The organism is Terrisphaera buseokensis, assembly GCF_047521145.2.
Classification (GTDB): domain Bacteria; phylum Verrucomicrobiota; class Verrucomicrobiia; order Opitutales; family Opitutaceae; genus ER46.
On record NZ_CM134186.1, the window covers coordinates 6,796,354 to 6,821,043 of the forward strand.

Consider the following 24,690-nt stretch of genomic DNA (forward strand, 5'->3'; position numbering starts at 1 on the left):
GCATGATCGCCCGCCACTCGATTCCCAAGTGCCAGTGCCGGCCCCTGCTCGCGGGGCCCGGCCGGGCGGCGCCTGCGACCGATGCGCGATCGACGCCCGTGTTCCTCGAGCCGGGAACCCCGGGTGGTGAGGTCACGGATACATCCGCTCAGCAGGCGACGCGGCTGGCGTGGTGCGGGCGGCGCAGCGGATCGAGACGCACTCGGGACCCGCGGGTGGCAGACGTTCCCGCTGAAAATGCCCGGGCCGAGCGGGGCACAGCGTCCGGGGCTTATCCTCGTTGATGTTTCAGTCGAATCTCATCCCAACCAAGCTTCATTCCATGTCCGCCTCCCGCCTCCCCATTTTCGCTTCAACCCGACGCCATTTCCTGCGGGCCGCCGGCATCACCCTCGCGCTGCCACTGCTGGAGTCCCTCGGCGGACGCGTCTTTGCCCAAGGTTCGGCCATCAGCACCCTGCCGGGGAAAGGCGTCGGCGCGACTCGGCCCAAACGGATGGTGTGCGTCGGAAACATGCTGGGGTTTCACCCGCCGGCGTTTTTTCCCACGACCGCCGGCACCGGCTACGACCTGCCGACCGACCTCGAATTTCTCCGACCGCACCAGAAGGATCTCTCGATTTTCTCGGGGCTCGATCACGGCGTGAAGGGCGGGCACTTTGCAATCAGTTCCTTCCTCAGCGGCGTGCGCACGGCCGATGCGAAGGGCATGCCCGAGGGCAATCTCACGCTGGATCAGCGGGCGGCGGAGACGATGGGGGGCGCGACGCGCTTCCCTTCGCTAGCGCTCGGTTCTGAGAGCGGGATTCATGGCGGCTGCCTCATGTCCTGGACGCGCAGTGGCACGCGGGTGCCGCCCATCAGCACGCCGCGCGAGCTGTTCCGGAAGCTGTTTGTCTCGGAAAGCGCGGCGCGACTCTCAGCGTCTGTGGACCGGCTCGATCTCAAGGGCTCGATCCTCGATGCGGTGCAGGGCGATGCGAAATCCCTCGAACGTCAGCTCGGCCAGCGCGACAAGGAAAAGCTGGACGAATACTTCACCTCGGTCCGCGACGTGGAAAAGCAGATTGAATTGCGCCGCCAATGGGCGCACGTGCCGAAGCCCGATCCGAAAATGAAGGAGCCTGAGAACAAGAGTTTCGTCTCCGACCTCCCCGTGATGTATGACCTGATCGCGCTGGCGCTGCAGACGGACTCCACGCGCATCGCGACGTTTGAGATCGGCGGGGACTTCGAAGCGTCGGCCTTCGGATTGAACGGCGGCTATCACGCGTTCTCGCACCACGGCCAGCGCCCCGAGGCGATAGCCGCTCTCATCAAGATGGAGCGTTACCAGGTTGAGCAGTTCGCCCGCTTTCTGGCCAGGCTCGGATCCATCCAGGAAGGCACCGGCACGCTGCTGGATCACTCGATGGTTCTCTTCGGCAGCGGCATGGGCAACGCCAACGCGCATACGAACGGCAACCTCCCCATCATCCTCGCCGGCGGCGGATTCAGGCACGGCGAGCACAAAGCCTATCCGGCGACGGGCCCCGGCCGCCAGCCCTTGTGCAACCTCTACGTGTCGATGCTGCAGCGCTTCGGCATCGAAACGGCAAAATTCGGCACCAGCACCGGCACGCTCACCGGCCTCGCGTGAGCCGGCCGCGACTTCACTCCTCTCGCCCGCGCCCCATGCATCGCTTCCCGTCCCAACTCGCGTGGCTGCTGCTCGCGGCGGCCGTGGCGCCGGTTCACGCCGCAGCCGACGCCACCGTGGTCAGACAATTCCTCGGCACCTACTGCATCGAGTGTCACGGCCCCGAAAAGCAGAAGGGCGAGCGGCGCTTCGACCAGCTGCTGCTGCCGGCGGCGAAAATGGACACGCTGATCGATCTGAAGGACATGATGGATCAGCTTCATCTCGGCGACATGCCGCCGGAAAAAGCCAAACAGCCCTCGCCCGCGGAACAGAAGGCCTTCCTCGCGGAGCTGGCGCTGGCCCTCACGCAGGGACGGGAGGCACTTGCCAGCACCGGAGGCAGCACGGTGCTGCGCCGGTTGAACCGCCGCGAATACATCAACACGATCGGCGATCTGTTCGCGATGAACATGGCGGCCTTCGATCCCACCACGAAGTTTCCCCGCGACCAATCCGAGCAGCAGATGGACAACCTCGGTGACGTGCTCCAGACCTCGGGCTACCTCCTGGACCAGTATATCGAAGCGGCGGAAATCGTCGTCGACAAGGCCTTCGCGATTCAGGAGCGGCCGGAGGAACGCGTGTGGCACTTCCGCGAGAACTTCAAACCCCAGCAGGAGCTGACTCGCGCGCATGGTCGGCTCAAGAACAGTTTTATTGGCCTTTACGAGTGCATGGACACCCCCAACCACGAGGGCGGCTTCGGCTTCATCAGCGACTTTCAGCAAGGAGTGCCGATGGACGGAATCTACGAGATTCGCGTGCTCGCCCAAGCCATGAATCGGCAGCACCCGTATGACCCGAAAATCTTCGGCACCGACTCACGCGAGCCTCTCCGCCTCGGCCTGGTGCCCGGCGATGCGAAAGCCGGTCCGCTGTATCAGCCGCAGCCGCTCCAGCCCATGCTCGCCGAACTGGCGTTGAGCGATGGCGAACCCGTGTGGCACACGCTGCGGGTCTGGCTGGACGCCGGGCAAACCCCGCGGTTTGTCTTCCCCAACGGCTCGAAAAGCGCCCGCAGTTCCTGGGCCCGGATTGTGGAATACCACAAAGACAAATGGCCGGCGGCCGGGCCGAAGTCCGACCGGAAGAACGGCCTCGGCATCGTGGAGAATCGCATCCTCAGCATTGTAGAGGGAAAGGTGCCGCACATCCGTATCCACGAGGTCAAGATCCGCGGCCCCATTTTCGAGCAGTGGCCGCCCGCGACCCAACGAGCGGTGCTGGGGGAAAAGGCTTTCGCTCCTGAAAACATGCGCCCCGTCCTCCATTCCTTCGCCGAACGCGCCTATCGCCGCCCGGCCACGAATGAAGACGTGGATCGTCTCATGGGCGTGGCCACGAAACGGATTAACACCGGCCACTCGCCGCAGGAAGCGCTGAAGGACGCGTTCAAGGCGGCGCTCAGCTCGCCCTCCTTCCTCTACCTCGCTCAAGACACCCTGGCCGCCAACGACGACCCCAAGGCACGCCCCCGGCTCAACGGCTACGCGCTCGCGGCACGACTCTCCTATTTTCTCTGGTCGTCCATGCCGGATGCAGAGCTGCTCGAGCTCGCGCGCAGCGGCGAGCTCATCAAGCCCGAGGTCGTCACCGCACAGACGCGCCGGATGCTGGCCAGCCCGCGCTCCGACGCCTTTGTGTCCGGCTTCCTCGACAGCTGGCTGAACCTCCGGAGTCTCGGCACCATGCCCCCGGACCGGAAGGATTTTGAGAAGTACTACTCCAAGGACCTGGAGCACGCTTTCAAGGCGGAGACCCGGCTCTTCATGCGCGATCTCATCGAGCGCGATGCCAGCATCGTAAGCTTCCTCGACGCCAGACACAGCTTCCTCAATCAGCCGCTCGCCACGCACTATGGACTCGGCGATCTCGGCGATCCCGCCCGCGCGCACGCGTTCCGCAAAGTCTCGCTGCCCGACGCCCGGCGCGGCGGTCTGCTCGGCATGGGCTCCGTCCTGACCGTCTCGGCCAACGGCATCGAAACCTCACCCGTCGTGCGCGGCGTGTTCCTGCTGGAAAACATCCTCGGCACCCCGCCGCCGCCACCGCCCGACAACGTGCCCGCGATCGACCCCGATGTGCGCGGGGCCAAATCCATCCGCGAGTTGGTCAGCAAGCATCGCGAATCGCCGAACTGCTACGGCTGTCACCAGAAGATCGATCCGCTCGGGTTCGCATTGGAGAACTTTGATCCCGTCGGTGCGTGGCGCACGAGCTATGGCAGAACCCCGATCGACCCTGCCGGCGAACTGCCCGGCGGTGAAAAATTTTCCGACGTGGCGGGACTGAAGAAGATTCTCGTCAGACGACAGGACCTCTTCGCCCGCATGCTCACGAATCGCCTCCTTACCTACGGCTGCGGCCGCCGCATCGGCCTGCTCGACGAACCTGTCGTGGAGAAAATCGTCGCGGAACTACCGCAGCGCCAGCGAGGCCTGCGCTCGCTGATCGAAGCGGTGGTGACGAGCGAGCTGTTCCTCAGCCGTTGAGCCGTCATTCCGATGAAAACGAAAGGCACCGCCAGCACCCAGCGCTCCACCCGCCCGCCCCTGTGCAGCCTGGGGTCGCGGGCCCTCACATTCCCTCTCGTCCGACTCGCGCTGCTGCCGGTCGCGCTGTTGGCCTGCGCCGGCGCGCTCCACGCCGCCGAGGTCACCATCGTTGCACCTGATTCGCCGCTCCTTCGCTTCGCCGTGGGCAAACTGGAATCGGCACTCCAGCGGCAAGGCGACACCCTGAAGAGGAAACCGGCTGAAGCGCCCGATCAGGGTGCGGCGATCGTGGTCTCCATTGATGCGGCCGCCGTCACCGCCATCGGCCCCGATGGCTTCCGGCGGGTCAACTCGCGCCAGGGCCTGAACATCACCGGGAGCGACGAACGGGGCGCGATGTATGGCGTGCTGGACGCGGCGGAGCAAATCCGCCTGGGCACGGCTTGGAACACGATCGCGGATCGCACGGTGAAGGCGTCGTTCGAGTTTCGCGCCCTCAAGTTCAATCTGCCGTGGGCGGCCTACCGCACCAGTCCGGTGATCGAGCAGCACGACGCCACCTGCCGCGATCTGAAATTCTGGGAGGCGTTTCTCGATATGATGGCGGCGAACCGCTTCAACGCGCTCACGCTGTGGAGCCTGCATCCGTTCCACTCCATGGTTCGCCCGCGGAACTTCCCCGAGGCGAGTTCGTTCACTGACGCGGAACTGGCCGAGTGGCGCACGCTTTGGCGCGGGATTTTTGCGCTGGCGAAGGAACGGGGCATCGAAACCTACCTGGTGAACTGGAATATCTTCGTCTCCCCGGAATTCGCCCGCGCCCACCACGTCGCGCGCTGGAGCGATGGCGGCCGGCATATCGGGTCCGAAGCCGAGAACAGCGAGATCGTGGTCCGCTACACGCGCGAGGTCGTGACGCAGGTGCTCGACGAGTATCCCGATCTCACCGGCCTGGGCATCACGCTGGGCGAACAGATGGGCGGCATGTCGCCCGACCAACGACGCGCCTGGCTGGACCGGACCTTCTTCGCCGGGATGGCCGACGCGAAACGGCCGGCAAAATTCATCTACCGCGCGCCGCTCTCGGCCAACGTGGGCTCCGGCGGCACCACGAGCGAGGAGAACGACCGCCGCACCCGCGCCCAGATCGAGGGCCTGACGCGGAACGTCACCGGTCCGGTGTATGTGGAATTCAAACACAACTGGTCGCACGCCCATTCCTCGCCCGACCTGTTCATGGTCCACGGCGGCAAACTTTCCGACGCCTATTGGAATCCGGTGCCGACGCACCACAAGGTCGTTTGGACCATGCGCAACGAGGACATCTTCGTCCTGCGCTGGGGGCAGCCCGATTTCGTCCGGGCGTTCGTGCGGAACCAAAGCCAGGCGCACGTCGGAGGCGCCATCGTCGGCTCGGAGTGCTACATCCCCGCGCTCGACTACATCACCGCGCCCGGCCCGCATCGGGACTGGCGCTTCGCGTTCGAGCGGCAGTGGCTTTTCTACGCAGTGTGGGGCCGGGTGCTCTACGACAGCGGAACCCCCGACCGGGTCTTCGCCGCGCTGCTGGAGGAGCGCTTCGGCCCCGGCCTCGGCGACGATCTGCTGGAAGCGTGGAAACGGGCGAGCCAGGTGCCGCTCCATTTCGCGTCGTTCTTTCGGGGCACGTGGGACGGCTCGCTCTACACGGAGGGATTTTCCTCGTGGATCGACCGGGATGACGGCGCGCGCACGTTCTTTGACGTCGACGCGTTCATCAAACGGCCCGTGCTCGATACGAAGCGCTACCTCAACATCGCCGATTTCGTGCAGGCCGGCGGCGTGACGGCACCGGGCGTCCTCTCGCCCCTCGCGCTCGCGGCGCAGCTCGACCGCGACGGGGCGGAAACGATGCACCGAGTCGCCGCCATCCGCGCCCAGCGGACGCCGTCGCCGACGTTGGAATGCGAACTCACCGACCTCGAGGCTTGGGTGGCTTACGGCAACTATTTCGCCGAGAAGCTGCGGGGCGGTGTGGCCCTCGCGACCGCCCGGGCGCAGCAGGACCCGGCCCGGCAGACCGCGGCCATCGCCGCCTTGGAGCGGGCTCTGGGACACTGGCAACGCCTCGCCGAACTCGGCGCAAAGTATAACCGCCTCCCGGTGCTTTCGAGCGCGCGGCAGCCGTTCTCCTGGGCGGCACTCACGTCCGCCGTCCGGGCCGATATCGAAATCGCCCGGAAACCGCTGGGCGCGCGCTGAGCCGAGGCCACCCACGTCCCGCGCCGCGCCCACTCCTGCCGAGCAGTTGTCCGCACGATGAGAACGAGCCTTCTCCCCGCCGTCGCGCTGTTCCTTGTTTTCGTCAACGCCGCGCCCGCGGCGGAATCCGAACGCACCGCCATGCGCGACGGCTGGGTCACGGTCCGGCCGCCGGAGTTTTCCGGTGCGATCAACAACCCGCTCAAGGGCTTTCGCGCCTACAAGCCCGACGGCTTCGGGCTGCTCGAGCGGAAATACATCAAGTGGCAGGAGATCGAGGTCGGTGCCGGTGACACCGTCGAACGCATCATCGCCCACACAAATCAAATCACTGTGACCCGGGGCCGGCGTTTCGAGGACCTGAACGTCAAGCTCGTGCCCCGGGTCTACCTCGACTGGAACGGAACTCCCGGACGTCAGCACTGGCCGGCCGATCTGGCCGCTTTCGACTACGACAGCTCCGCGTTTCAGGAGCGGCTGCGGCGACTGGTGGCCAAGCTCGGCGAAGCCTGGGACAACGACCCGCGCATCTTCGCCGTGCAGATGGGTCTCATCGGACATTTCGGCGAACATCACCATCCCGCACCCACCGCGGCACAACGCCGCCTGCTTGCGGACGCTTTCAAGGCCGCGTTCAAAAACAAACCCGTGCTGGTCCGTCATACCGACCCGGAGTTCATGGAAGCCGGATTCGGCATCTACTACGACACCTTCGCCACCTTGAGCCGCGAACCTCCCACCAAGGCGGAGGATCAATTTCCGTGGCAGGCCACCCACGTTCATCGCGAAATCTGGAAACGTGCGCCCATCGAGGGGGAAGTGGAATACAACTGGCAGAACCTACGCCCGGAATCCGCCCCCGAGGCCACGTTTGGCCGCACGCCGGACGAGACCATGAGGGTGCCTGCCTTTCGTCGCTACCTGATCGACACGATCCGTCGCTACCACGCGAGCTACCTCGGGTGGATCAGCAACTACACTCCGACCGATCCGACCGTCCTCGCGGGTGCGGCCGAACTGCAGCAGGCGTTTGGCTACCGCTTCGTGATCGACGCCCTGAGTTACGCGCACACGGCGCAACCGGGTGGCGAGGTGCAGATCCGACTCACGGTCCGAAACACGGGCAGCGCGCCGTTCTATCTCGACTGGCCGGTGGCCGTGGCACTGCTCGATCCCGAAACGAGGCAGCCGGTGTGGTCGGCCCCCCTCGCGGGCATCGACGTGCGTCGCTGGCTCCCGGGCGAGGACTGGGATGGCGCGGTGCACGCCTACCGCCGCCCGGCCCCACTGCATCACGCCTCGGGTGTTGCGATGCTGCCGGGCGACCTCAAGCACGGAGACTACGTTCTCGCCCTCGGCATTCTCGACCGCCAGGGCGGCATGGTGCCGAGCGTCCGCTTCGCGGCGAAAAACTACTTCCGCGGCGGCTGGCATCCCTTCGGTTTCATCGGCGTGGGCCGGGCACCGGCGCAAACCGCCTTGGGCGCCATGGCGTTCGACAGCCCCGCTTTTGATCCGAGCCTTGCTTACAAGGTGCCGGCCGAACTTCGAGCGGTTCAACCGCCCCCTGCCCCCGCGGTGAAGGCGATCGCCCGTTGGTCTCCCAATCCCCGGCAGGAACTCATCGACCCGTGGCGCTATTGGACGTTGGAAACCCGCTCCAAGGCCGTGGAAAAACAGGTGACCACGGATGGACCGGTGGAGGGCGCGGCGGGACGCCGGGTGCTCAGCGTGGTGGGAAACTTTGAGCGCGGGTCGAGCCTCAGCTACACGTTCTTCCCGGCGGCCAAACTCGAGCCCGGGCGCTATCGGTTCGAATGCCGGGTGCGCGGCACGCCGGGTCAGGCCGTCCAATTCGAGGTGACCGACGGCCGGCGTGCGGTCGCCCCAAGGGCCACGATGCTGCTGTCGCCGGAGTGGCAGCTGCACGGCGCCGACTTTGAGATCGCGAGCACAGCCAAGGAGGAAAACGTGCTGCGCTTCCTGCTTCCGCCCGATCAGGCAGGGAGATTCGACCTCACCGACACCCGGCTGCGGCAGTTAAAATGAAGCCCGCGTTTCCACCCGCCACCCGCAACGTCATCTCCTCCCAGCAGGCGATCTAGCCCGTTTCGTCCCGGACCTGTCGCGACATTTCGACTCGGCCCTGCAGCACGGGCAGCGTTACGCCGCCGTGCGCGACGCGAGCGGTGAATCAGCGCGAACCCGTCGAGGTGCACGCCCGCCGCCTCGAACGACGGCAGGGACAGCCCGACGAGGAAAACATTGCGCCGGCCCGGCTGGCACAGTGACGCTCCAGTTTCGCCCCGGTGCCGCCCCTTTCCCCTGCTCCAGGCGATCCCCAGCCATGCCCCGCGTTTCCGTTCTGTCCCGCACCCTCCTGCTCGCCGCTCTGCTGCCCATCGTGCCCACGCTGTGCCCCACAGCGGCCTGCGCCGCGACCGCCCCCGCCGCCTCCGGCTCCATCCAGGGCCGCGTTTTCAACCCCGTCTCGCGTGAATACGTCGGCAACGCCGAGATCCGCCTCAACGGCACCAACCGCGTCGTCTTCACCGAAAACGACGGCACGTTTTCGATTCCCAACGTCGCCGCCGGCCCCGCGTCAATCACGGTGACCTTCTCCGGCTACACGCCCGCCACGGAGGCGTTCACCGTTTCCGACGGCCAGATCGCAGTGCGTGAAATCAACCTGACCAGCGCCGCTGCGTCCGCCGCCGTGGGCAAGGACGGAACGATTCAGCTCGCGGCCTTCAGCGTCTCCTCCGAGCGCGAGGGCAACGCGAAGGCCGTGCAGGCCCAGCGTCGCAACATGGACATCATCACCTCGGTGTCGTCCGACATCTTCGGCGACATCACCGACGGCAACATGGGTGAGTTCCTGAAATATCTTCCGGGCGTCGACATCGACTACGTTGAGTCCGAGGCCCGCGGCCCGCGGCTCGGCGGCATGGACGGCCAGTACGTTGGCGTCACCGTCGACGGCATGCGCTCCGCCAGCGCCGACTCGAATCGCGGCGGCGGCGACGCCTCGCGCGCCACCAGTTTCGAAAGCATTCTCATCACCGGCATCGAATCGATCGAGATCAGCCGCACCACGAGCGCGGAGTCAGACGCCGACTCCCCGTCCGGCACGATCAACATGCGCACGCGCCGGGCCTTCGACCGCCGCGGCCGCAACGTCGGCTACAACGTCAGCCTCAATTTCAACGCCGAGGAATTCACGCTGCACAAGACCCTCGGCCCGGCCGAACGCGAGCGCTACAAGTGGCGGCCCAACGCCCAGCTCGAATACTCCGAGGCCTTCTTCAAACAGCGCCTCGGCGTGATGCTCACCGCCTCCCGCGCGAACTCCTACACCGAACAATATTCGTTCACGCAGGACTACAACCGCACGCCGACCACCGCCGATCCGCGTCCGCTCGTCATCCGCCAGCTCGATTTCAAGGACGGCCCGAAAATGATCTGGAAGGACGCCGTCTCGGCCGCCGTCGACTACAAGGCCACCTCACGCCTCGTGCTTTCGCTCAACGCCGTCTATACCTACGTCGAAGGCGAGTTCTGGAACCGCAACTTCACCTTCGTCGCGGCCAACTCGAACACCAACGTCAACAACGGTCGTGGCACGGTCGGCGGCGACGGGCTGCTCACGCTCTCCACCCGCCGCACGGCGCAGAACACCGTTCCCGTGATCAACAACGGCGGCGGCACCGCCGCGCTGGAGAACTACACCCGCACGGTGTCACCTAAATTCGAATACAAGCTCGACACCCTGCTCATCGACGGCGGCTTCAACTACTCCCGGGCCGTCAACAGCTACGTCTCCCTCGAGCGCGGCTTCTCCCAGGCCGAGACACTCTCGCTGGCCGCCGACTGGACCGCGACGCGGCCGGCCGCCGATTCGCACGAATGGGCCATCCGGCAGACCTCGGGGCCCGACGCCTTCGATCTCCGGAACTGGACCGGCGGCACGCGGGTACAGAGCGCCGACAGCCGCTGGATCACCGAAGTCTACCTCGCGTCGGCCAACGCGAAGTGGACCGTGCCGTTCTTCCGCTCCCTGCCGATGGTCCTGAAGTTCGGCGGCAAGTGGACGGAGGAGAGCCGCAAGAACAACAACTACGCGCCGTGGGAACTATGGCGCTACATCGGTTCGGGCGGCGATGTGCTCACCGGTTTCAACGCCACGACTGGCCTCCCCAACATCACCGCGAGCGGCAATTGGGCCAACCTGGGCTACATCGCCGTGCATCCGTTCGAGACCGGCACCACCAACGCCCTCACCTTCACCAATCTCGCGGGCGTCACCGGGAACCTGCCACGCGCCGATCGGAAACGCATCGGCGAGCTCTTCCAGTCGCGCCCGCAGGAATTCGTGCGCGCCGCCACGGTCGACAACTACTACACGGCGTTCATCGGCAACCGCCGCAATTTCCGCCAGACGGTGTCCGCCGGCTACGCGCAGCTCGACGCGAATCCGCTTCCGCGCTGGATGCTGCGCGGAGGACTCCGGGTTGAGCAGACCGAGAACCGTCTCCTGGAATACGACCCGCGCCTCCGCCGCGAGATTCTCGCCGCCGGCCTGCCGGTGAACGCCGCCGGCCGCGCCACCACGATTCCGGGCATCGAGTATCAATTTTTCAGCCAGCCGCGCAAAGTGCGCGAGAGCGACTACGTGAACGCGTTTCCCTCGGTGCTGACGAAGTATCGCTTCACGCCGAACTTCGAGTTCCAGGCCGGCTTCAACCGCGCCATCTCGCGCCCACCGATCGATTCGCTCACCGGGGTCTATAACATCGTGGAGGACGCCCAGCGCGTCGACGCCCCGAACGCCGACCTGGAGCCCGAGCATTCCAAGAACTATCAGGCCCGGCTCGCGTACTACTTCGGCAACCGCGCCCCCGGCCAGCTCACGCTGCAGGTCTCGCAAAACGACATCCGCAACCTGCGCGAGACGTTCGATTTCACCGCCTCCGAATTCGGCGAGGAGGATCCCGATCTTCAGGCCTACTCCTTCCGCACGACGCGCAACAGCACCGAGACGCGCCGCTTTCGCAACCTCGAGCTCTCGTACAACCAGACGCTGGGTTTTCTCCCCGAGATCCTGCGTGGCACGAGCGTCAACGTCTCGTATTCGCGCACCTACGCCAGCCAGCGTCGCAACGGCATGGCGCCGCACCGCGTGTCGGCCCGCCTCGGCTACGCGTACCGCCGCTTCAACGGCTCGCTCGGCGGCGTGTTCACCGCGGAGCGCCCCGATGGCGTGTATGGGCGATTCCGTGAAGCCGTCGCGCAATTCGACACGTCGCTCAACTGGAAGCTCACCCGCCGCACCACGCTTTATGTGCAGGGCCGCAACATCACCGGGCAGCCGCTGAAGTGGTTCGACACGCCGCCCGGGGTCGCCGAGCGCCGCCAGCGCGTCCTCCGCCAATACCAGGAATACGGCGCCAACTGGAATTTCGGCCTCAAGGGCACGTTCTGAACCGCGCGGCGCTCGGTCACTCGCGGCTGGAACCGCTCCCGTGACCACGCCGCAGCCTCTCAAGGGCAGAAGCATGCCCTCACGCCTGCGTACCCAAAAAAAGCCCGCTGCTCTTGCGAGAGCAGCGGGCTTCTTAAAATTGGCGTCCCCACGGGGATTCGAACCCCGGTTCTTACCGTGAAAGGGTAGTGTCCTAACCGGGCTAGACGATGGGGACTAACCGCGGAGGGGCGAACGGTACGGCGCGAACCCTTGCGCGCAAGGTCAAATTTCGGGGTTCTGCCGGGACGCTTCCGGATTTCGTTGGGTGACAAACTTTGTTCGGGACCTTTGCCCGGGAGGTGTCCACAAAATCGCCGGCATGACGTCCTCCGAAATCGCCGCCGCCCTGCCCCCTCGCGCGGTCACTTCCATCGACCATCTGCCGTTTCCCCGCATCGCCTCGGGCAAGGTGCGCGAGATCTTCGATCTGGGTGACGCCCTCCTCCTCACCGCCAGCGACCGGCTCTCCGCCTTCGACGTCGTTCTCCCCGACGGCATCCCCGGCAAGGGCGCGATCCTCACCCAGATCAGCAACTGGTGGTTCGCCCAGACCACCGGCATCATTCAAAACCACCTGCTGCCGAACCAGGCCGGGGAGTTCGCCCGCCGCGGCATCACGGATCGCGATCTGCAGCTGCGCAGCATGGTGGTGAGGAAACTAAAGACCGTACCCATCGAGTGCGTCGTCCGCGGCTACCTGGTCGGCAGCGGCTGGAGTTCGTACCAGAAAACCGGCGAAGTCTGCGGCCTCAAACTCCCGGCCGGGCTCCGCCAGGCGGATCGTTTGCCGGAACCGATTTTCACGCCGACAACGAAAGCACCCAAGGGTCAGCACGACGAGCCGATCAACGACGCCCAGGGCGCCGCGATCGTCGGTCCCGCGCTCTACGCAACCCTCAAGGCCACCAGCCTCGCGCTGTACAAGTTCGGCCACGATCGCGCGCGGCAGGCCGGCATGATTCTCGCCGACACCAAGTTCGAGTTCGGCACCGACGCCCAGGGCAAACTCTGGCTCATCGACGAACTGCTCACGCCCGATTCCTCGCGTTACTGGCCGGCCGAAAGCTACGCGCCCAACCAGTCGCCGCCCAGCTACGACAAACAGTTCGTGCGCGATCACCTGGTTGCGATCAAATGGGATCAGAAGGCCCCCGGCCCGCACCTGCCGGCTGATGTCATCACGCGCACGCAGGAGAAATACCTCGCGGCGTTGAAGGCTTTGCTCGGCGGTTGAGGTTTTCAAGGGAACGCCAAGGTCCCGCGCCTTCGGTAATCAGCGGAGGCGAGCGGGGGCGCTCGCGGTCCCACGACCCTGCCCTTACTGCATGGCGCCGATGCGGCGCGCGGGCGTCGCCTCGCCGCGGTGGGCGCGGAGGAGCTCGCGGCGCAGCCAGTCGAGCGCGGCATTCACCGCGCGCACTTTCACGGTCGAACGCGGGCCGGGATAACTGAGTTTCTTCGACCACACGCCGGCGGGCGAAAAGAGCGCGACAAAGATCGTGCCGACAGGATTGCCACCCTTGGCCCCCGTCGAAGCCGCACCGGCAAAACCCGTGACGGCGAGCGCGTAGTCGGCCCCGAGCGTTTCCGCCGCGCCGGTCGCCATCGCCACCGCCGCCTCATCGCTCACCGCGCCATGCTGCAACAACAGGCATTCGGGCACATCCAGCAGCTGCATCTTCGCATCGTTCGAACAGCACACGACGCCACCGGCGAAAAACTTGCACGCCCCGCACACTTCCGTGAACGCATGCGCGAGCAGTCCGCCGGTCGCAGTCTCGACCACCGCCAGCCGCTTCTCCTGCTGACGGAGAAAATCCGCGCACACCCGCGCGAGCGATTCGTGGCCGTAGCAGACAAAGTCATCGCCCAACAGCTGCGTGCACTCCGCCGCGATCCGCTCGAGATCCTCATGCGACAATTCGCCACCCGGCGAACTCACGCGACAGTCGACTGCACCTTGATGCGCGCAGAACGCCACGCTCAGGGCCGGACCCGCGCGATCGAAAATCGGCTGCAGTTTCGTCTCGAGCACGGACTCGCCCACACCCGCGGTGCGCAACTGGATGTAGGCTTCGCTGCCGAGCAGCAACCGACGCTCCGCGAGCCGCGGCAGCACCTGTTCGGTGAACATCGGCTGCAACTCATTCGGCGGACCGGGCAGCATGATCAGCACGCGGCCATCCTGTTCGACCCAGAGTCCCGGCGCCGTGCCGTTCGCATTCGGCAGGACTTCGCCCCGCTCGAACACGTACGCCTGCTTCAGGTTGTTGTCCGTCATCTTCCGGCCGAGCCGGGTAAAGCGTTCCTCGATCGCCTGCTTGATCACCGGGTCAAACACCAGTTTTTGCCCCAGCACCTCGGCGAGCGCGTCGCGCGTGCGATCGTCGCACGTCGGGCCGAGCCCGCCCGTCGTGATCACGACATCGGATCGGGCCCAGCTCTCGCGAAACTGCGCGGCAATCGCGTCGGCTTCGTCGGTGATCGTGACATTGCGCTGCAGCATCGCGCCGCGGCGCCCCAATTGCGCGCCGATGAAGGTGAGGTGCCCGTTGGCCGTGAGGCCCAGCAGCAGCTCGTCACCAAGCGTGAGCAGTTCGTAACGAGTCTTGCTGGCTGGCGACCGCGAAGCGGTACCATCGGCGTTGTGGGCTGAAACCATACTTGCGAGAGGCGAAATTAGGCGGATTCTGGAAAAATGCCAGTGACGATCTAGGGGCCGACCCCGCGGGTGTCACGTACTCCCATGCAGCGAATTCACTTCATCCGACTTGACGTCACGACCCGGACCACTTCGTCCGTCGCGCGCCTTTGCCGATCGGAGATGCGATGAGCGAGCATCAAGCCATCACGCTGAAGGAGAAGGTGCGTCAGCTTCCCGAGAAACCCGGGGTCTACCTGATGAAGGATCGCCTCGGCCGGATCATCTACGTCGGCAAGGCGCGCAGTCTGAAGAAACGGGTGTCGTCTTACTTTCAACGCGGCCGCGCCCGCACCGTCGACCAGCCGAAGATCCGCGCGCTGATCGATCTCATCACCGACTTCGACACGATCGAAGTGAAGTCGGAACCGGAGGCGCTGCTGCTCGAAGGCAAACTGATCAAGCAGTGGCGCCCGCGGTACAACACGGACTTCACCGACGACAAACGTTTCCTGCAGGTGCGCGTCGATCTCACCGAGGAACTGCCGCGCTTCCGGCTCACCCGGCTGCGCAAGGAGGATCGCTCGCGTTACTTCGGGCCGTTTGCGCACAGCGGGCTGCTGCGCAAGACGCTCGCGCAGATGCGACGCCAGTTCGGCATCCTGCTCGGCGACGGCACGCCGCAGAAACTGCCCGACGGATCGTGGCGGCTCTACGACGACGTGCGCGAAGAACTCTACGGCACGGAGAACATCGTCACGAACGAAGGCTACCGGCGGCGCGTCGACGACGCGTGCGCCTTCCTCGAGGGCAAGTCGCGCGAGTGGCTCGAAACGATTCGCGCCGAGATGACCGCCGCGGCCTCGCGCCAGGAGTTCGAGAAGGCGGCGGAGTTGCGTGACGTGGTGTTCGCACTGGAGCAGACCCTGCGCAAGACGCGCCGCTTCGAGCGTCATGACCCCACGCCCGCAGCCGGAACCGACGAAGCGCTCGAGGCCCTGCAACGCGCGCTGCAGCTGCCCGCACCGCCACAGACGATGGAGTGCTTCGACATCTCGCACATCTCCGGGACGTTCGTCGTTGCGTCGATGGTGCACTTTGCCGGCGGGAAGCCGGACAAGGACAACTATCGCCGTTTTCAAATCAAGAGCTTCATCGGCAACGACGACTATCGCGCGATGGAGGAAGTCGTGGGCCGGCGCTACCGGCGTTTGTCCGAGGAAAAGAAACCGCTGCCCGATCTCGTCGTGATCGACGGCGGTCGCGGTCAGATCGGCGCGGCGCTCAAGGCGTTCGTCGCCCTCGATCTCGTGCCGCCCGCGCTCATCGGCCTCGCGAAGCAGCACGAGACGATCATCTTTCCCGACGAACGTCCGCCGCTCAACCTGCCGCTGAATCATCCGGGACTCAACCTGCTGCAGCGGCTGCGCGACGAAGCGCACCGTTTCGCGAACACCTATAACGCGAACCTGCGCTCGAAAAAAATCCGCGAGAGCGTGCTCGACGACTTCGCGGGCCTCGGCCCCGTGCGCCGCGCCGCGCTGCTCGCGCGCTTCGGCGACATCGATCGGTTGCGCGCCGCGAGCGTGGAACAACTCGGCGAGGTCGACGGTTTCGGCGGCAAGCTCGCGGCGGAACTGCATGCATTTCTCCACGGCAGCGCGGACGCCGCCCCGGAAAAGAAACCGATCCTGGACGCTCACGAGCCGAGCAGCGCTTCAGGAAAAATTGAGCCGACGGAAACTGAACCCAGTACGTAAGGGCGACCGGGGGCGGGCGCGGTCCCAGGGGCAGTGATCGGCTCAACCGATCTGCTCCCAAGGCGTGTCCCACTCATACCAATCGCTCCTTGCTTTTGGACTTCTGGATCGATCGTGGCTACGAGCGCCAGCGAGTGGCCGAACGACCACTCGCTGGCGCTCGTAGCCACGGCTAAAGTCCAAAGGGAAAGGACGATTGGTATCAGTTGCTCGCAGAGGGCTGTGACCTCGGCGCGGCGTGGGATCATGTTCACTCTTGGATGGCCGCATTTTGCCCGCTGCGTCGCCTCGGGTCTGCTCGTTTCTAGGGCAAGGGGCGGGCTTGGGCGCGGGATTCCGCCTCATCCGCAAGCCGGCGGAACATCTCATGGTCACGCAACGATTCCCATTCGACATCGGTCCGCAGGGTGTAGCCGAAGCCATAGCCCATTTTGTGCAGTGCAAGCAGCACAGAGATCGACGATTCCTTCTCACCCAGCGCAGCGAGCATCTCGGCCCGGGCGATTTTTACGGTCGCGATTTCGTAGGCGTCCCCGTTTCGGGCGGCCCGGCGGGTCGACTCATCCACCGCGGCGAGGGCGGCGGACCGATTGCCCTGACGCGCGTAGATCAAGGCGAGTTCGTAGGGTGTGCGCACGAGATCCGGGACACTTTCTTCAACCTTGCGGAGTGCCGATGATGCCTCGGCGAACAGTTCGCGGGCGCGGTCGGCTCGCCCGCGCTGTGCCTCCAGCCGTGCGAGCCGATAGGTGGCACGGGCTCGCCAGATTCTCGGTCCGGTCGCGGGATTTTGATTCGCCCCCGTGCGCGCCTTTTCAAAGTCAGCGGCTGCCGCGTCGAGCTCGCCGCGCTGGGCGCGCCACGTCCCACGCATGATGTGATAGAGTTCGGCTGAGCGGGACGTTTCGGGAGCGGACTCTAGAATCTGGAGTGCCGCCGCGATGTCTCCCGTCCACGCGGCATGGTTGGCCGCGCGAAAACGGAAGGGCGCGTCGCGGTTTACGCTGAGCGCCACACTGCGCGCAAAAAATCGTTCGGCCTCGGAAAATTGGCCGGCGCGCTGGAGGATGAGGCCGAGCCGCTCCAGTGACTCGGTGTTCTGCGGATCGAGTTCCTCGGCCCGGCGCGTGAGGCTGACAAGGCTGTTGTTCCAAAGCCCGCGCGCCTGCGCCAGCATCGCGCGCAGCAGGGACGCGTCGGGGTCGTTGGGCCTCAGCCGTTCGACCTCCCGCAGGGCATGCTCCGCGCCATCGAAATCGTAGTCGGCGCCAATGCGGAGTGTCGCATCGGCGAGAAGCGCCTCGGGCAGACGTGGATCGAGGCGCAGCGCGTGGGCGACGGCGGCCCGCGCCCGGCTTGCCGTGGCCTCGCTGCGATCATAGCCACCCAGAATCACGCGCATGTGAGTCTGCGAGATGCGGGCCCAGGCGAGTGCGTAGCCGGGATCAAGCTGCAGTGCTTCCTCAAACAGCTGGCGGGCCCGCGGGCCGTTCCCAGCAAGCTGCTGCGCCCGGCCGCGCAGATAAAGGTCGTAGGCGGCCGCATTCCTGGGGGCCTCCGGGGCGAAAAACGCCGCAGGAGATCCCGCGGCCAACGCGGCGAGCCTCCGTACGACCTGGGACGCGATCTCACTCTGCAGGGAAAAAATCTCGATGAACGGGCGATCGAGAGTCTCCGACCATACGAGATACCCGTCGGCAACGTTGATCAACTTCACCGTGATGCGGACGCTGTCACGCGCCCGGCGCACGCTGCCTTCGATCACTCTGGCCACGTTGAGCGCACGGCCGATCTCGGCAATCGGCACGTTCCGGCCCTTGAACGAGAAGGACGACGTGCGCGCCGCGACCCGCAATCCGGGGTGGTTGGCGAGCGTGTTGAGAATCTCTTCGCTCACGCCATCGGAGAAATACTCGGTGTCCTTGTCCGTGCTCAGGTTGGCGAAGGCGAGAACGGCGACGGAAGCGGCGGCCGGAGCCGCCGCGGGCGCAGGGTTCAAGGGGAAGGACGATGGGGCGGCGGGCGAGCGCGCTCCGTTCGACGGGCTCAGCGCCTGGGCTGCGACCGCATTCGGCGACGCCGATTGCGATTTGCGCGTGGCAATGAAGGCGGAGCCCGCGCCGATCACGACGACCGCAATCGCAACCGCCCACACCTTCGCGAGGCGCTTACGTCGGGACGCGGCCCTTCCATGTCCGTCCGGCGTAGTCGCAGCGCGCGCGCCGTCCAGCGACGCCACTACATCCATCGCGAGCAAGGTCTTCACTCGCCCGACAAAGTGCGACGTCGCCGCGCCGCCGGGCAGGCGGGTCCACTGCACGCCGCGGAACTCCTCAGGCACATGCGCCTCGACGTCGCGCGTCGCGTCGATCACGACGGGCAGAAGGAAGGCCTTCGCGCCCGACATCATATGGGTGCGATGCGCCGCCAGTTTCCATTCGAGCCGGAAATAACCCTCATGGCGCGCCTGCGTGCTGGCGGAAATGATGGGCAGGAACAGCGCACACGTAGTGATCTGGCCGCGGATTTTCCGATCCCACGCGTCGCCACCGTCGAGTTCGTTCTGGTCCAACCACACCTCGATGCCCGCGGCGCGCAACGCGGAGCAGATGCGGTTCGCGGCCTCCGCATCTTGCGAGGCATACGAAAGAAAGACGGCTTTGGCGTCGGAGAGGGACACGGGCAGGGGTGAAGGGGACCGGGAGCGGGCCGACATTTCAAAAGTGTTCCGGCACTGGCGAGTTCATTCCCGTGACCCGATACCGCACAACGTGGTGCACCTTGGTTCCGAGGTGGCACCCGTATCCAAACCCGTATGGAGGGGGAATTCGAACCGGGTCAGGCTGCGTTGGGTTCGATCCGGGATGGCAGCCCCTTGGGACCGCGACCGCCCCCGGTCGCTCCGGTGATCGCTCCGACGTTCACCACCGCACGAAAACGACTCGCCTTTATCGCGCGCGCCCTTGCACGCTGCGCCCGTTCATGGCCCCGATGAACCCGACCCCCTCCGATTCCGCGCCCGCGCTGCCGCAAAACCCGGCGCGCTGGTTCGCGGAGGAAGTGGCGCCGCATGAGTTCAGGTTGCGGGCGTGGCTCGCCGGCCGTTTCCCGCAGCTGCGCGACGTCGACGATGTGGTGCAGGACGCTTACGTCCGCCTCTTCCGGGCCCGGAGCCAGGGCGCAATTCGTTCCGTGCAGGCGTTTCTCTTCACCGCGGCGCGCAACGCGGCCCTGGATGTGTTTCGCCGTCAGAAAATCAGCGCAGCCGCAGCCTTCGACGACGGTGCCAGCCTCAGCCTCCTCGAGGAACGGCCGGACGCAGCCGAGAGCGCCGCGGCCAAACAGGAGATTGAGATCCTGGCCGAGGCGATCCGCCGGCTGCCCCACCGGTGCCGGCAGGTGTTCACGTTGCGCAAACTCTACGGTCTCTCCCAACGCGAGGTTGCCGCCCATCTCGGCATCTCCGAGCACACGGTGGAAGTGCAGATGGGCAAGGGCGCGCGGCGTTGCGCCGACTACCTGCGGGCGCAGGGCATCAGCCGATGAAACACACCGACTCCCGATCCCGCAGGGCGTCCGCGACTCATACCGTCACGGCGGAGCAATGGCTCGCGCGGCGCGATCGCGGCCTCTCGCCCGCGGAGCAGCAGGAATTTGATCGGTGGATACGCGACCCGGCGCATGCCCGCAGCCTCGCGGAACTCGAGGGGCCGTTCGCCGCCCTCGATCGCCTCGCGGCGCTGCGACCGCCCGCCGATGCGGCTCCGGATCCCGATCTGCTCAACGCGCCCCGCCGTTCGTCGCTGGCTCCACGACCCCGCGCGATCGCGTGGGGCGCGATCGGCTTCGCGGCCGCGGCGGCGATGGTGTTCGGGGTGCTGCCCAACGTGCGCACGCTGCTCGCGCCGCCGCCTGCCGTTGAGCGCACCGTCCTTGTGCGGCACGCCGCCGAGGAACTCACGCTGCCGGACGGATCGACGGTGGCGCTGAAACCGGGCAGCCGCGTCGAATCCGTTTTCACGCGCGAGGAGCGGCGCGTGCGGCTGGTGGCCGGCGATGCGCACTTCGACGTCGTGAAGGATGCGACACGGCCATTCATCGTCGAAGCCGGCCAGGTTGCGGTGCGCGCCGTCGGCACGGCATTTACCGTCAGTGCCTCGGCCGCCACGGTCGAAGTGGTCGTGACCGAAGGCCGCGTCCGCGTCGACGACACCGGCGGCCGCAGCCTGCTTGAAACCACGACGAGCCCGCCCGATCCCACGACGAAGGCGACGGCATCGGCGTCGCATCCCTTGGGCGAGTCGTTGCTCGCCGCGGGTCACAGCGTCGTGATCCCCGTTGCCGCTGGCACGCCGTCACCGGCCGCGAGCACCGTGGCCACACCGGAATCGCTGGAACGCGCCACCGCGTGGAAAACGGCCTGGCTTGAGTTCAGCGAAATGCCGCTCGCCGAGGTCGTGCGCGAATTCAACCGCCACGCGCGCTCAGCCACGCAACGCGTTCTCAAGGTCGCGAATTCCGCCACCGGACGCGTGCTGGTGTCCGGCACGTTCCGCGCCGATGGCACCGAGGCGTTCGTGCGTCTGCTGAAATCGAGTTTCGGCATCGACGCCACCGCGCGCGCCGACGGCAGCGTGGTGTTGATCATGCCGGAGTGATCGGGGCCTGGTTCCCCCGGGACGGCGACGACCCTGGTTGCAGTCGCACGGATGCGACCGGGGGCGGTCGCGGTCCCGGTCGTGGTCAAGCAGGGCGCGGGAATAAATCGCTTTCGGCATAACGGAAATTCGCACCTCGCACGGCATACAAGCGTCGGTCGCGTCTCCACCCCGGGGCCCGGCCGGTCTTCCACCCCCACCCTCCCACATGACTTCCCTCTTCGCGCCCGCCCCGGGCGGATTGCTGCGTCACGCACAGCGCCTCGGCTTCTGGTTTGCCGCGTTCGCCTGCGTGATCGCGTTTGCGGCTGAATCCGCGAAACGCCGGTTTCGCATCGAAGCCGGCGAGGCGGCCACGACGCTGCGCCAGTTCGCCACGCAGGCCGCCGAGCAGGTGGTGTATCCGGCCGATGCCGTTCGCGGCGTCACGACCCGCGCCGTCCGGGGCGATTTCACTCCCCTCGAGGCCCTCGGACAAATGATCGCCGGCACCACGCTGGTCGTGGTGAAGGACGAAACCACAGGCGCGCTCAGCGTGCGCAAGGACGGGGTCGCGGAAAAAAACGCCGAAAGCCGTCCGGCCAGTGACCGGGCGGCGGCCACCGGCACCACGTCTGGCACGGCGGCGGCACCGCGGTCCGTCCCGGCCGGCACCGGCGCAGTTGAAGGTCGGGTGAAAAACGCCGTAACGGGCGCGTACCTCAACAACGCGCGCGTGTCGGTGCCGGGCACGACGCTGCTCGCGTTCACCGACGAGTCGGGCACGTACCGACTCGCGGGCGTCGCGGCGGGCGCGGTGACGCTCGAGGTGTTCTACACTGGTTTGGATCCGCAGGCCGCGGCTGTGACCGTGGCCGCCGGGCAGTCGGTCGAACGCAATGTCGACCTCACGAGCGTCGCGCGCTACGGCGACGACGCGAAGGTCGTGAAGCTGGATTCCTACAAGGTGGCCTCGACGCGCGAGACCGACATCGAGGCGATCGCGATCAACGAGCAGCGCTTCGCGCCCAACATCAAGAACGTGATCTCGACGGAAACGCTCGGCGATCCGCTCGGCGGGAGCATGGGCGACTTCCTGCGGTTTCTGCCGGGTGTCTCGGCCGCGTACGGCGCGCTCGAGACCGAGGGCGTGTTGATCCGCGGGTTTCCGAGCAACTACTCCGTGGTTGCGCTCGATGGCGTGCAACTGGCGGGCGCCAATCTGAGCGGCGAGCGCGACTTCACCCCGTCGCGCATCGGCGTGAACAGCGTCTCGCGCGTCGAGGTCACCAAGGTCCCGCTTCCCTCCACTCCCGCCGACACGATGTCCGGCTCGATCAATCTCGTGAGCAAAAGCGCCTTCGAACGCAGCCGGGCCGAGCTCAAGTTCCGCGCCGGGCTTTCCTCGAACGAGCAGAGCTTCGCCTTCAAGAAAACGCCCGCCCCGAGCAACAAGCGGACGTACAAGGTGTATCCGGATCTCAGTTTCGACTACACGCTGCCGATCGGCAAGCGGCTGGGGCTGGTCGTCACCGGCCTGCATTCCACCTCTTCCTTTCAGACCGACACCTGGTACACGGACTATCTGGCCAACGGCACCGCGACGGGCGCGACGCCGGCCAATCCGTACATGCAGCGCACGCGGAACGTGGACGTGTACCGGTCCTACGAACGCAATTCGCTTTCCGCCCGCGTCGACTGGCGGCCCTCGACCCACGGCGTTCTTTCCGTGGGCGGCATGGTCACGCGTTACAACCAGGAGAATCCCAATTCCCAGTTCAACCCGACCGTCGGCAGCACCGGCACGTCGACTGTCGCGGGCGGCACCGCGCTGTCCTACACGCCCGATCGCGTCGTCGGGGCCACCGGCCGTGGCAGCGTGCCGATGGCGTTCAGCTTCCTGACCAGCGGCGGGCTGAGCAAGTCCGCCAACGTCCGCTACCGGCTCGACGACGGCACGTGGCGGATTCAGTCGGCGTTCAGCACCTCGAACTCCTTCGTGACGCGGCGCGACATCGACGAAGGCTTCTTCAACGCGCTTGGCGTGGGCCTGCGCGTGCCGGTGCGCGTGACGTTGTCCGACATCCGCGGGGGCAAGGTCGGCGATTTCCAAGTGTTCGACAACGCCAACCAGCCGGTCGACGCCTTCGACATCAACAACTACAATCTGACGACGGCGACGAACCAGCCCAAGACGGACATTCGCTCGACGATTGCCGCGGGCGATCTCGACGTGCGACGCCAGCTGCGGTGGTTTTCGTTTCCCCTCGCCGTCCAAGTCGGCGGCCTGCACCGCATCCAGACGAACGACGATCGGCGGCTGAACGGCCGGGCCTACAACTACAACGGTCTCAATGGCTCGTTGTCGGCGGCACCGTACCTGTCCGACGTGTTCTACGGCTCAACCAAGCTGGCCTCGTTCCCGGACAAGCCGTACGTGCCGTGGGTCTCGCCCCACAAGGTCTACGCCGCGTTCAAGGCGAATCCCGCGCTCTTCACGCAGACCGTCGCGCAGCAGCGGACCACGGCGAGCAACAACATTCTCAATTCAAAACACATCGAGGAAAAGGTGACGGCCGGCTATTTCCAAACCGAGGCCCGCTTCCTCAACAACCGGCTCAACGTCGTCACGGGCGTCCGCTATGAGGGAACGACCGACGAGGGCATCGGCCCGCTGCAGGATCCCAACGCCGTCTTCGTTCGCACTGCCACGGGGGCCTTTGCCCGCACTCCCGCCGGGGCGCGGATCCGGAAGCCCGAGGCAGGCGCGGCCGGCTCCGTGGAGGAAGTGGCGCTGATCTACAAGGAGCGCGCCTCGCGCGCTGAACGTTCGTACCACGGCTACTATCCAAGTCTCCATCTCACCTTCAACGCCACCGAGCGCCTGATGGTGCGGGCCGCGTACGCCAAGACCTACGGCCGGCCCAACTTCAGCAATATCATTCCCAATACCACGGTCTCCCAGGATGACGACCTGAACCAGGATCCGGAAAAGACGCTCGGCCGCATCAACGTCAGCAACATCGGACTCAAACCGTGGACCGCCGACAACTACGACGTATCCGTGGAATACTACACCGATCACGGCGGCGTGGTGAGTGGCGGCGTCTTCCTGAAAGAGGTGAAGGACTTCTTCGGCGCCTACGTGAAGGACGCGACCGCGGCGGATTTGGCCACGCTGGGACTTGATCCGCGCTACCTCGGCTGGCGCGTCACGACGCAGTTCAACTCGGGTTCGGCCCGCGTGCGCGGCGCGGAGATCAACCTGCGCCACTCGCTCGTGCCATTCGGCACCTGGGGCCGGCAGATCATCGTGTTCGCAAACGCGACGAAACTGAAGCTCGACGGCCACGACCTCGCCGACTTCACCGGCTTCCTCCCGGAATCGGTCAACTGGGGATTCACCATCGCCAAGGGCAGGGCGACGTTGATCACCAAGTGGAACTACCGCGGCGAGCAAAAGGCGGTGTCATATCCCGACATGGGACCGGACGCATTCCGCTTTCCCCAACCGCGCACCCAGCTCGACATCAGCCTGGATTATCAGGTGGGCAAACGCGCCTCGCTGTACTTCAATCTGCGCAATGCGACCAATGAAGTACAAAACGAATTCGCCTACGGGTCGCAGACGCCCGGCTACGCCCGCGAGTTCTATCACGCCAACTTCGGCCGGGTGTTCACGCTCGGCGTGAAGGGTGCGTTCTAAACCGA

12 protein-coding genes and 1 tRNA gene are annotated in these 24,690 nt (G+C 66.0%); 10 read left to right on the forward strand and 3 right to left on the reverse strand.

The annotated features are described in order from the left end of the window. The first annotated feature begins 322 nt into the window (after positions 1-322). The 5 genes from ACLJEU_RS25610 to ACLJEU_RS25630 all read left to right on the forward strand — a co-directional run bounded on the left by ACLJEU_RS25610 (position 323) and on the right by ACLJEU_RS25630 (position 11,899). Complete coding sequence (locus ACLJEU_RS25610) at positions 323-1,639, forward strand: DUF1552 domain-containing protein (RefSeq protein WP_414661160.1); 1,317 nt, start codon at positions 323-325, stop codon at positions 1,637-1,639. A gap of 35 nt (positions 1,640-1,674) precedes the next feature. Further along, the gene (locus ACLJEU_RS25615) at positions 1,675-4,173 is read left to right on the forward strand and encodes a DUF1592 domain-containing protein (protein WP_414661159.1); all 2,499 of its coding nucleotides are present in this window, start codon (positions 1,675-1,677) and stop codon (positions 4,171-4,173) included. Positions 4,174-4,185: 12 nt separating this feature from the next. Further along, entirely contained in the window at positions 4,186-6,417 is a 2,232-nt protein-coding gene (locus ACLJEU_RS25620) for a beta-N-acetylhexosaminidase family protein (RefSeq protein ID WP_414661158.1), read from the forward strand. Positions 6,418-6,474: 57 nt separating this feature from the next. Continuing rightward, positions 6,475-8,466: a DUF4832 domain-containing protein gene (locus tag ACLJEU_RS25625; protein ID WP_414661157.1), complete on the forward strand. Its 1,992-nt coding sequence runs from the start codon at positions 6,475-6,477 to the stop codon at positions 8,464-8,466. Between the two features lie 298 nt (positions 8,467-8,764). Beyond that, positions 8,765-11,899 carry a TonB-dependent receptor gene (locus tag ACLJEU_RS25630; RefSeq protein ID WP_414661156.1) on the forward strand — a complete coding sequence of 1,045 codons (3,135 nt, stop codon included), beginning with the start codon at positions 8,765-8,767 and terminating at the stop codon, positions 11,897-11,899. Between the two features lie 140 nt (positions 11,900-12,039). Here the strand turns inward: ACLJEU_RS25630 and ACLJEU_RS25635 are convergent. Further along, a tRNA-Glu gene (locus ACLJEU_RS25635) sits at positions 12,040-12,116 on the reverse strand. Positions 12,117-12,260: 144 nt separating this feature from the next. Here ACLJEU_RS25635 and ACLJEU_RS25640 point away from each other — a divergent pair. After that, entirely contained in the window at positions 12,261-13,175 is a 915-nt protein-coding gene (locus tag ACLJEU_RS25640) for a phosphoribosylaminoimidazolesuccinocarboxamide synthase (protein ID WP_414661155.1), read from the forward strand. Between the two features lie 84 nt (positions 13,176-13,259). On the opposite strand, the gene ACLJEU_RS25645 is transcribed toward ACLJEU_RS25640, so the two are convergent. After that, positions 13,260-14,603, reverse strand: coding sequence for a CinA family nicotinamide mononucleotide deamidase-related protein (locus tag ACLJEU_RS25645; RefSeq protein ID WP_414661154.1), 1,344 nt, complete (start codon positions 14,601-14,603; stop codon positions 13,260-13,262). 167 nt (positions 14,604-14,770) lie between these two features. On the opposite strand from ACLJEU_RS25645, the gene ACLJEU_RS25650 reads away from it, so the two are divergent. Next, on the forward strand, positions 14,771-16,342 hold the full coding sequence (locus tag ACLJEU_RS25650; protein WP_414661153.1) for an excinuclease ABC subunit UvrC: 1,572 nt from the start codon (positions 14,771-14,773) through the stop codon (positions 16,340-16,342). Between the two features lie 304 nt (positions 16,343-16,646). Here the strand turns inward: ACLJEU_RS25650 and ACLJEU_RS25655 are convergent, their stop codons facing one another. Further along, on the reverse strand, positions 16,647-19,022 hold the full coding sequence (locus ACLJEU_RS25655; RefSeq protein WP_414661152.1) for a TIR domain-containing protein: 2,376 nt from the start codon (positions 19,020-19,022) through the stop codon (positions 16,647-16,649). Between the two features lie 311 nt (positions 19,023-19,333). Between ACLJEU_RS25655 and ACLJEU_RS25660 the strand changes: the two genes are divergently transcribed. The 3 genes from ACLJEU_RS25660 (at position 19,334) to ACLJEU_RS25670 (ending at position 24,685) form a co-directional block, all read left to right on the forward strand. Further along, positions 19,334-19,888, forward strand: a complete 555-nt coding sequence (locus ACLJEU_RS25660) for an RNA polymerase sigma factor (RefSeq protein ID WP_414661151.1) — start codon at positions 19,334-19,336, stop codon at positions 19,886-19,888. Further along, a complete protein-coding gene (locus tag ACLJEU_RS25665) occupies positions 19,885-21,000 on the forward strand; it encodes a FecR family protein (protein WP_414661150.1) in 1,116 nt (371 codons plus the stop codon). Before ACLJEU_RS25660 ends, ACLJEU_RS25665 begins: the two co-directional genes overlap by 4 nt. A gap of 208 nt (positions 21,001-21,208) precedes the next feature. Then, complete coding sequence (locus ACLJEU_RS25670; protein ID WP_414661149.1) at positions 21,209-24,685, forward strand: TonB-dependent receptor domain-containing protein; 3,477 nt, start codon at positions 21,209-21,211, stop codon at positions 24,683-24,685. Positions 24,686-24,690: the final 5 nt, after the last annotated feature.

Excerpts from the sequence above, each read along its gene's own strand:
- ACLJEU_RS25640 (WP_414661155.1), top strand. The coding sequence starts at position 12,261 with ATGACGTCCTCCGAAATCGCCGCCGCCCTGCCCCCTCGCGCGGTCACT.
- ACLJEU_RS25630 (WP_414661156.1), top strand. The coding sequence starts at position 8,765 with ATGCCCCGCGTTTCCGTTCTGTCCCGCACCCTCCTGCTCGCCGCTCTG.
- ACLJEU_RS25665 (WP_414661150.1), top strand. The coding sequence starts at position 19,885 with ATGAAACACACCGACTCCCGATCCCGCAGGGCGTCCGCGACTCATACC.
- ACLJEU_RS25610 (WP_414661160.1), top strand. The coding sequence starts at position 323 with ATGTCCGCCTCCCGCCTCCCCATTTTCGCTTCAACCCGACGCCATTTC.
- ACLJEU_RS25625 (WP_414661157.1), top strand. The coding sequence starts at position 6,475 with ATGAGAACGAGCCTTCTCCCCGCCGTCGCGCTGTTCCTTGTTTTCGTC.
- ACLJEU_RS25645 (WP_414661154.1), bottom strand. The coding sequence starts at position 14,603 with ATGGTTTCAGCCCACAACGCCGATGGTACCGCTTCGCGGTCGCCAGCC.
- ACLJEU_RS25670 (WP_414661149.1), top strand. The coding sequence starts at position 21,209 with ATGACTTCCCTCTTCGCGCCCGCCCCGGGCGGATTGCTGCGTCACGCA.
- ACLJEU_RS25620 (WP_414661158.1), top strand. The coding sequence starts at position 4,186 with ATGAAAACGAAAGGCACCGCCAGCACCCAGCGCTCCACCCGCCCGCCC.
- ACLJEU_RS25615 (WP_414661159.1), top strand. The coding sequence starts at position 1,675 with ATGCATCGCTTCCCGTCCCAACTCGCGTGGCTGCTGCTCGCGGCGGCC.
- ACLJEU_RS25650 (WP_414661153.1), top strand. The coding sequence starts at position 14,771 with ATGAGCGAGCATCAAGCCATCACGCTGAAGGAGAAGGTGCGTCAGCTT.
- ACLJEU_RS25660 (WP_414661151.1), top strand. The coding sequence starts at position 19,334 with ATGAACCCGACCCCCTCCGATTCCGCGCCCGCGCTGCCGCAAAACCCG.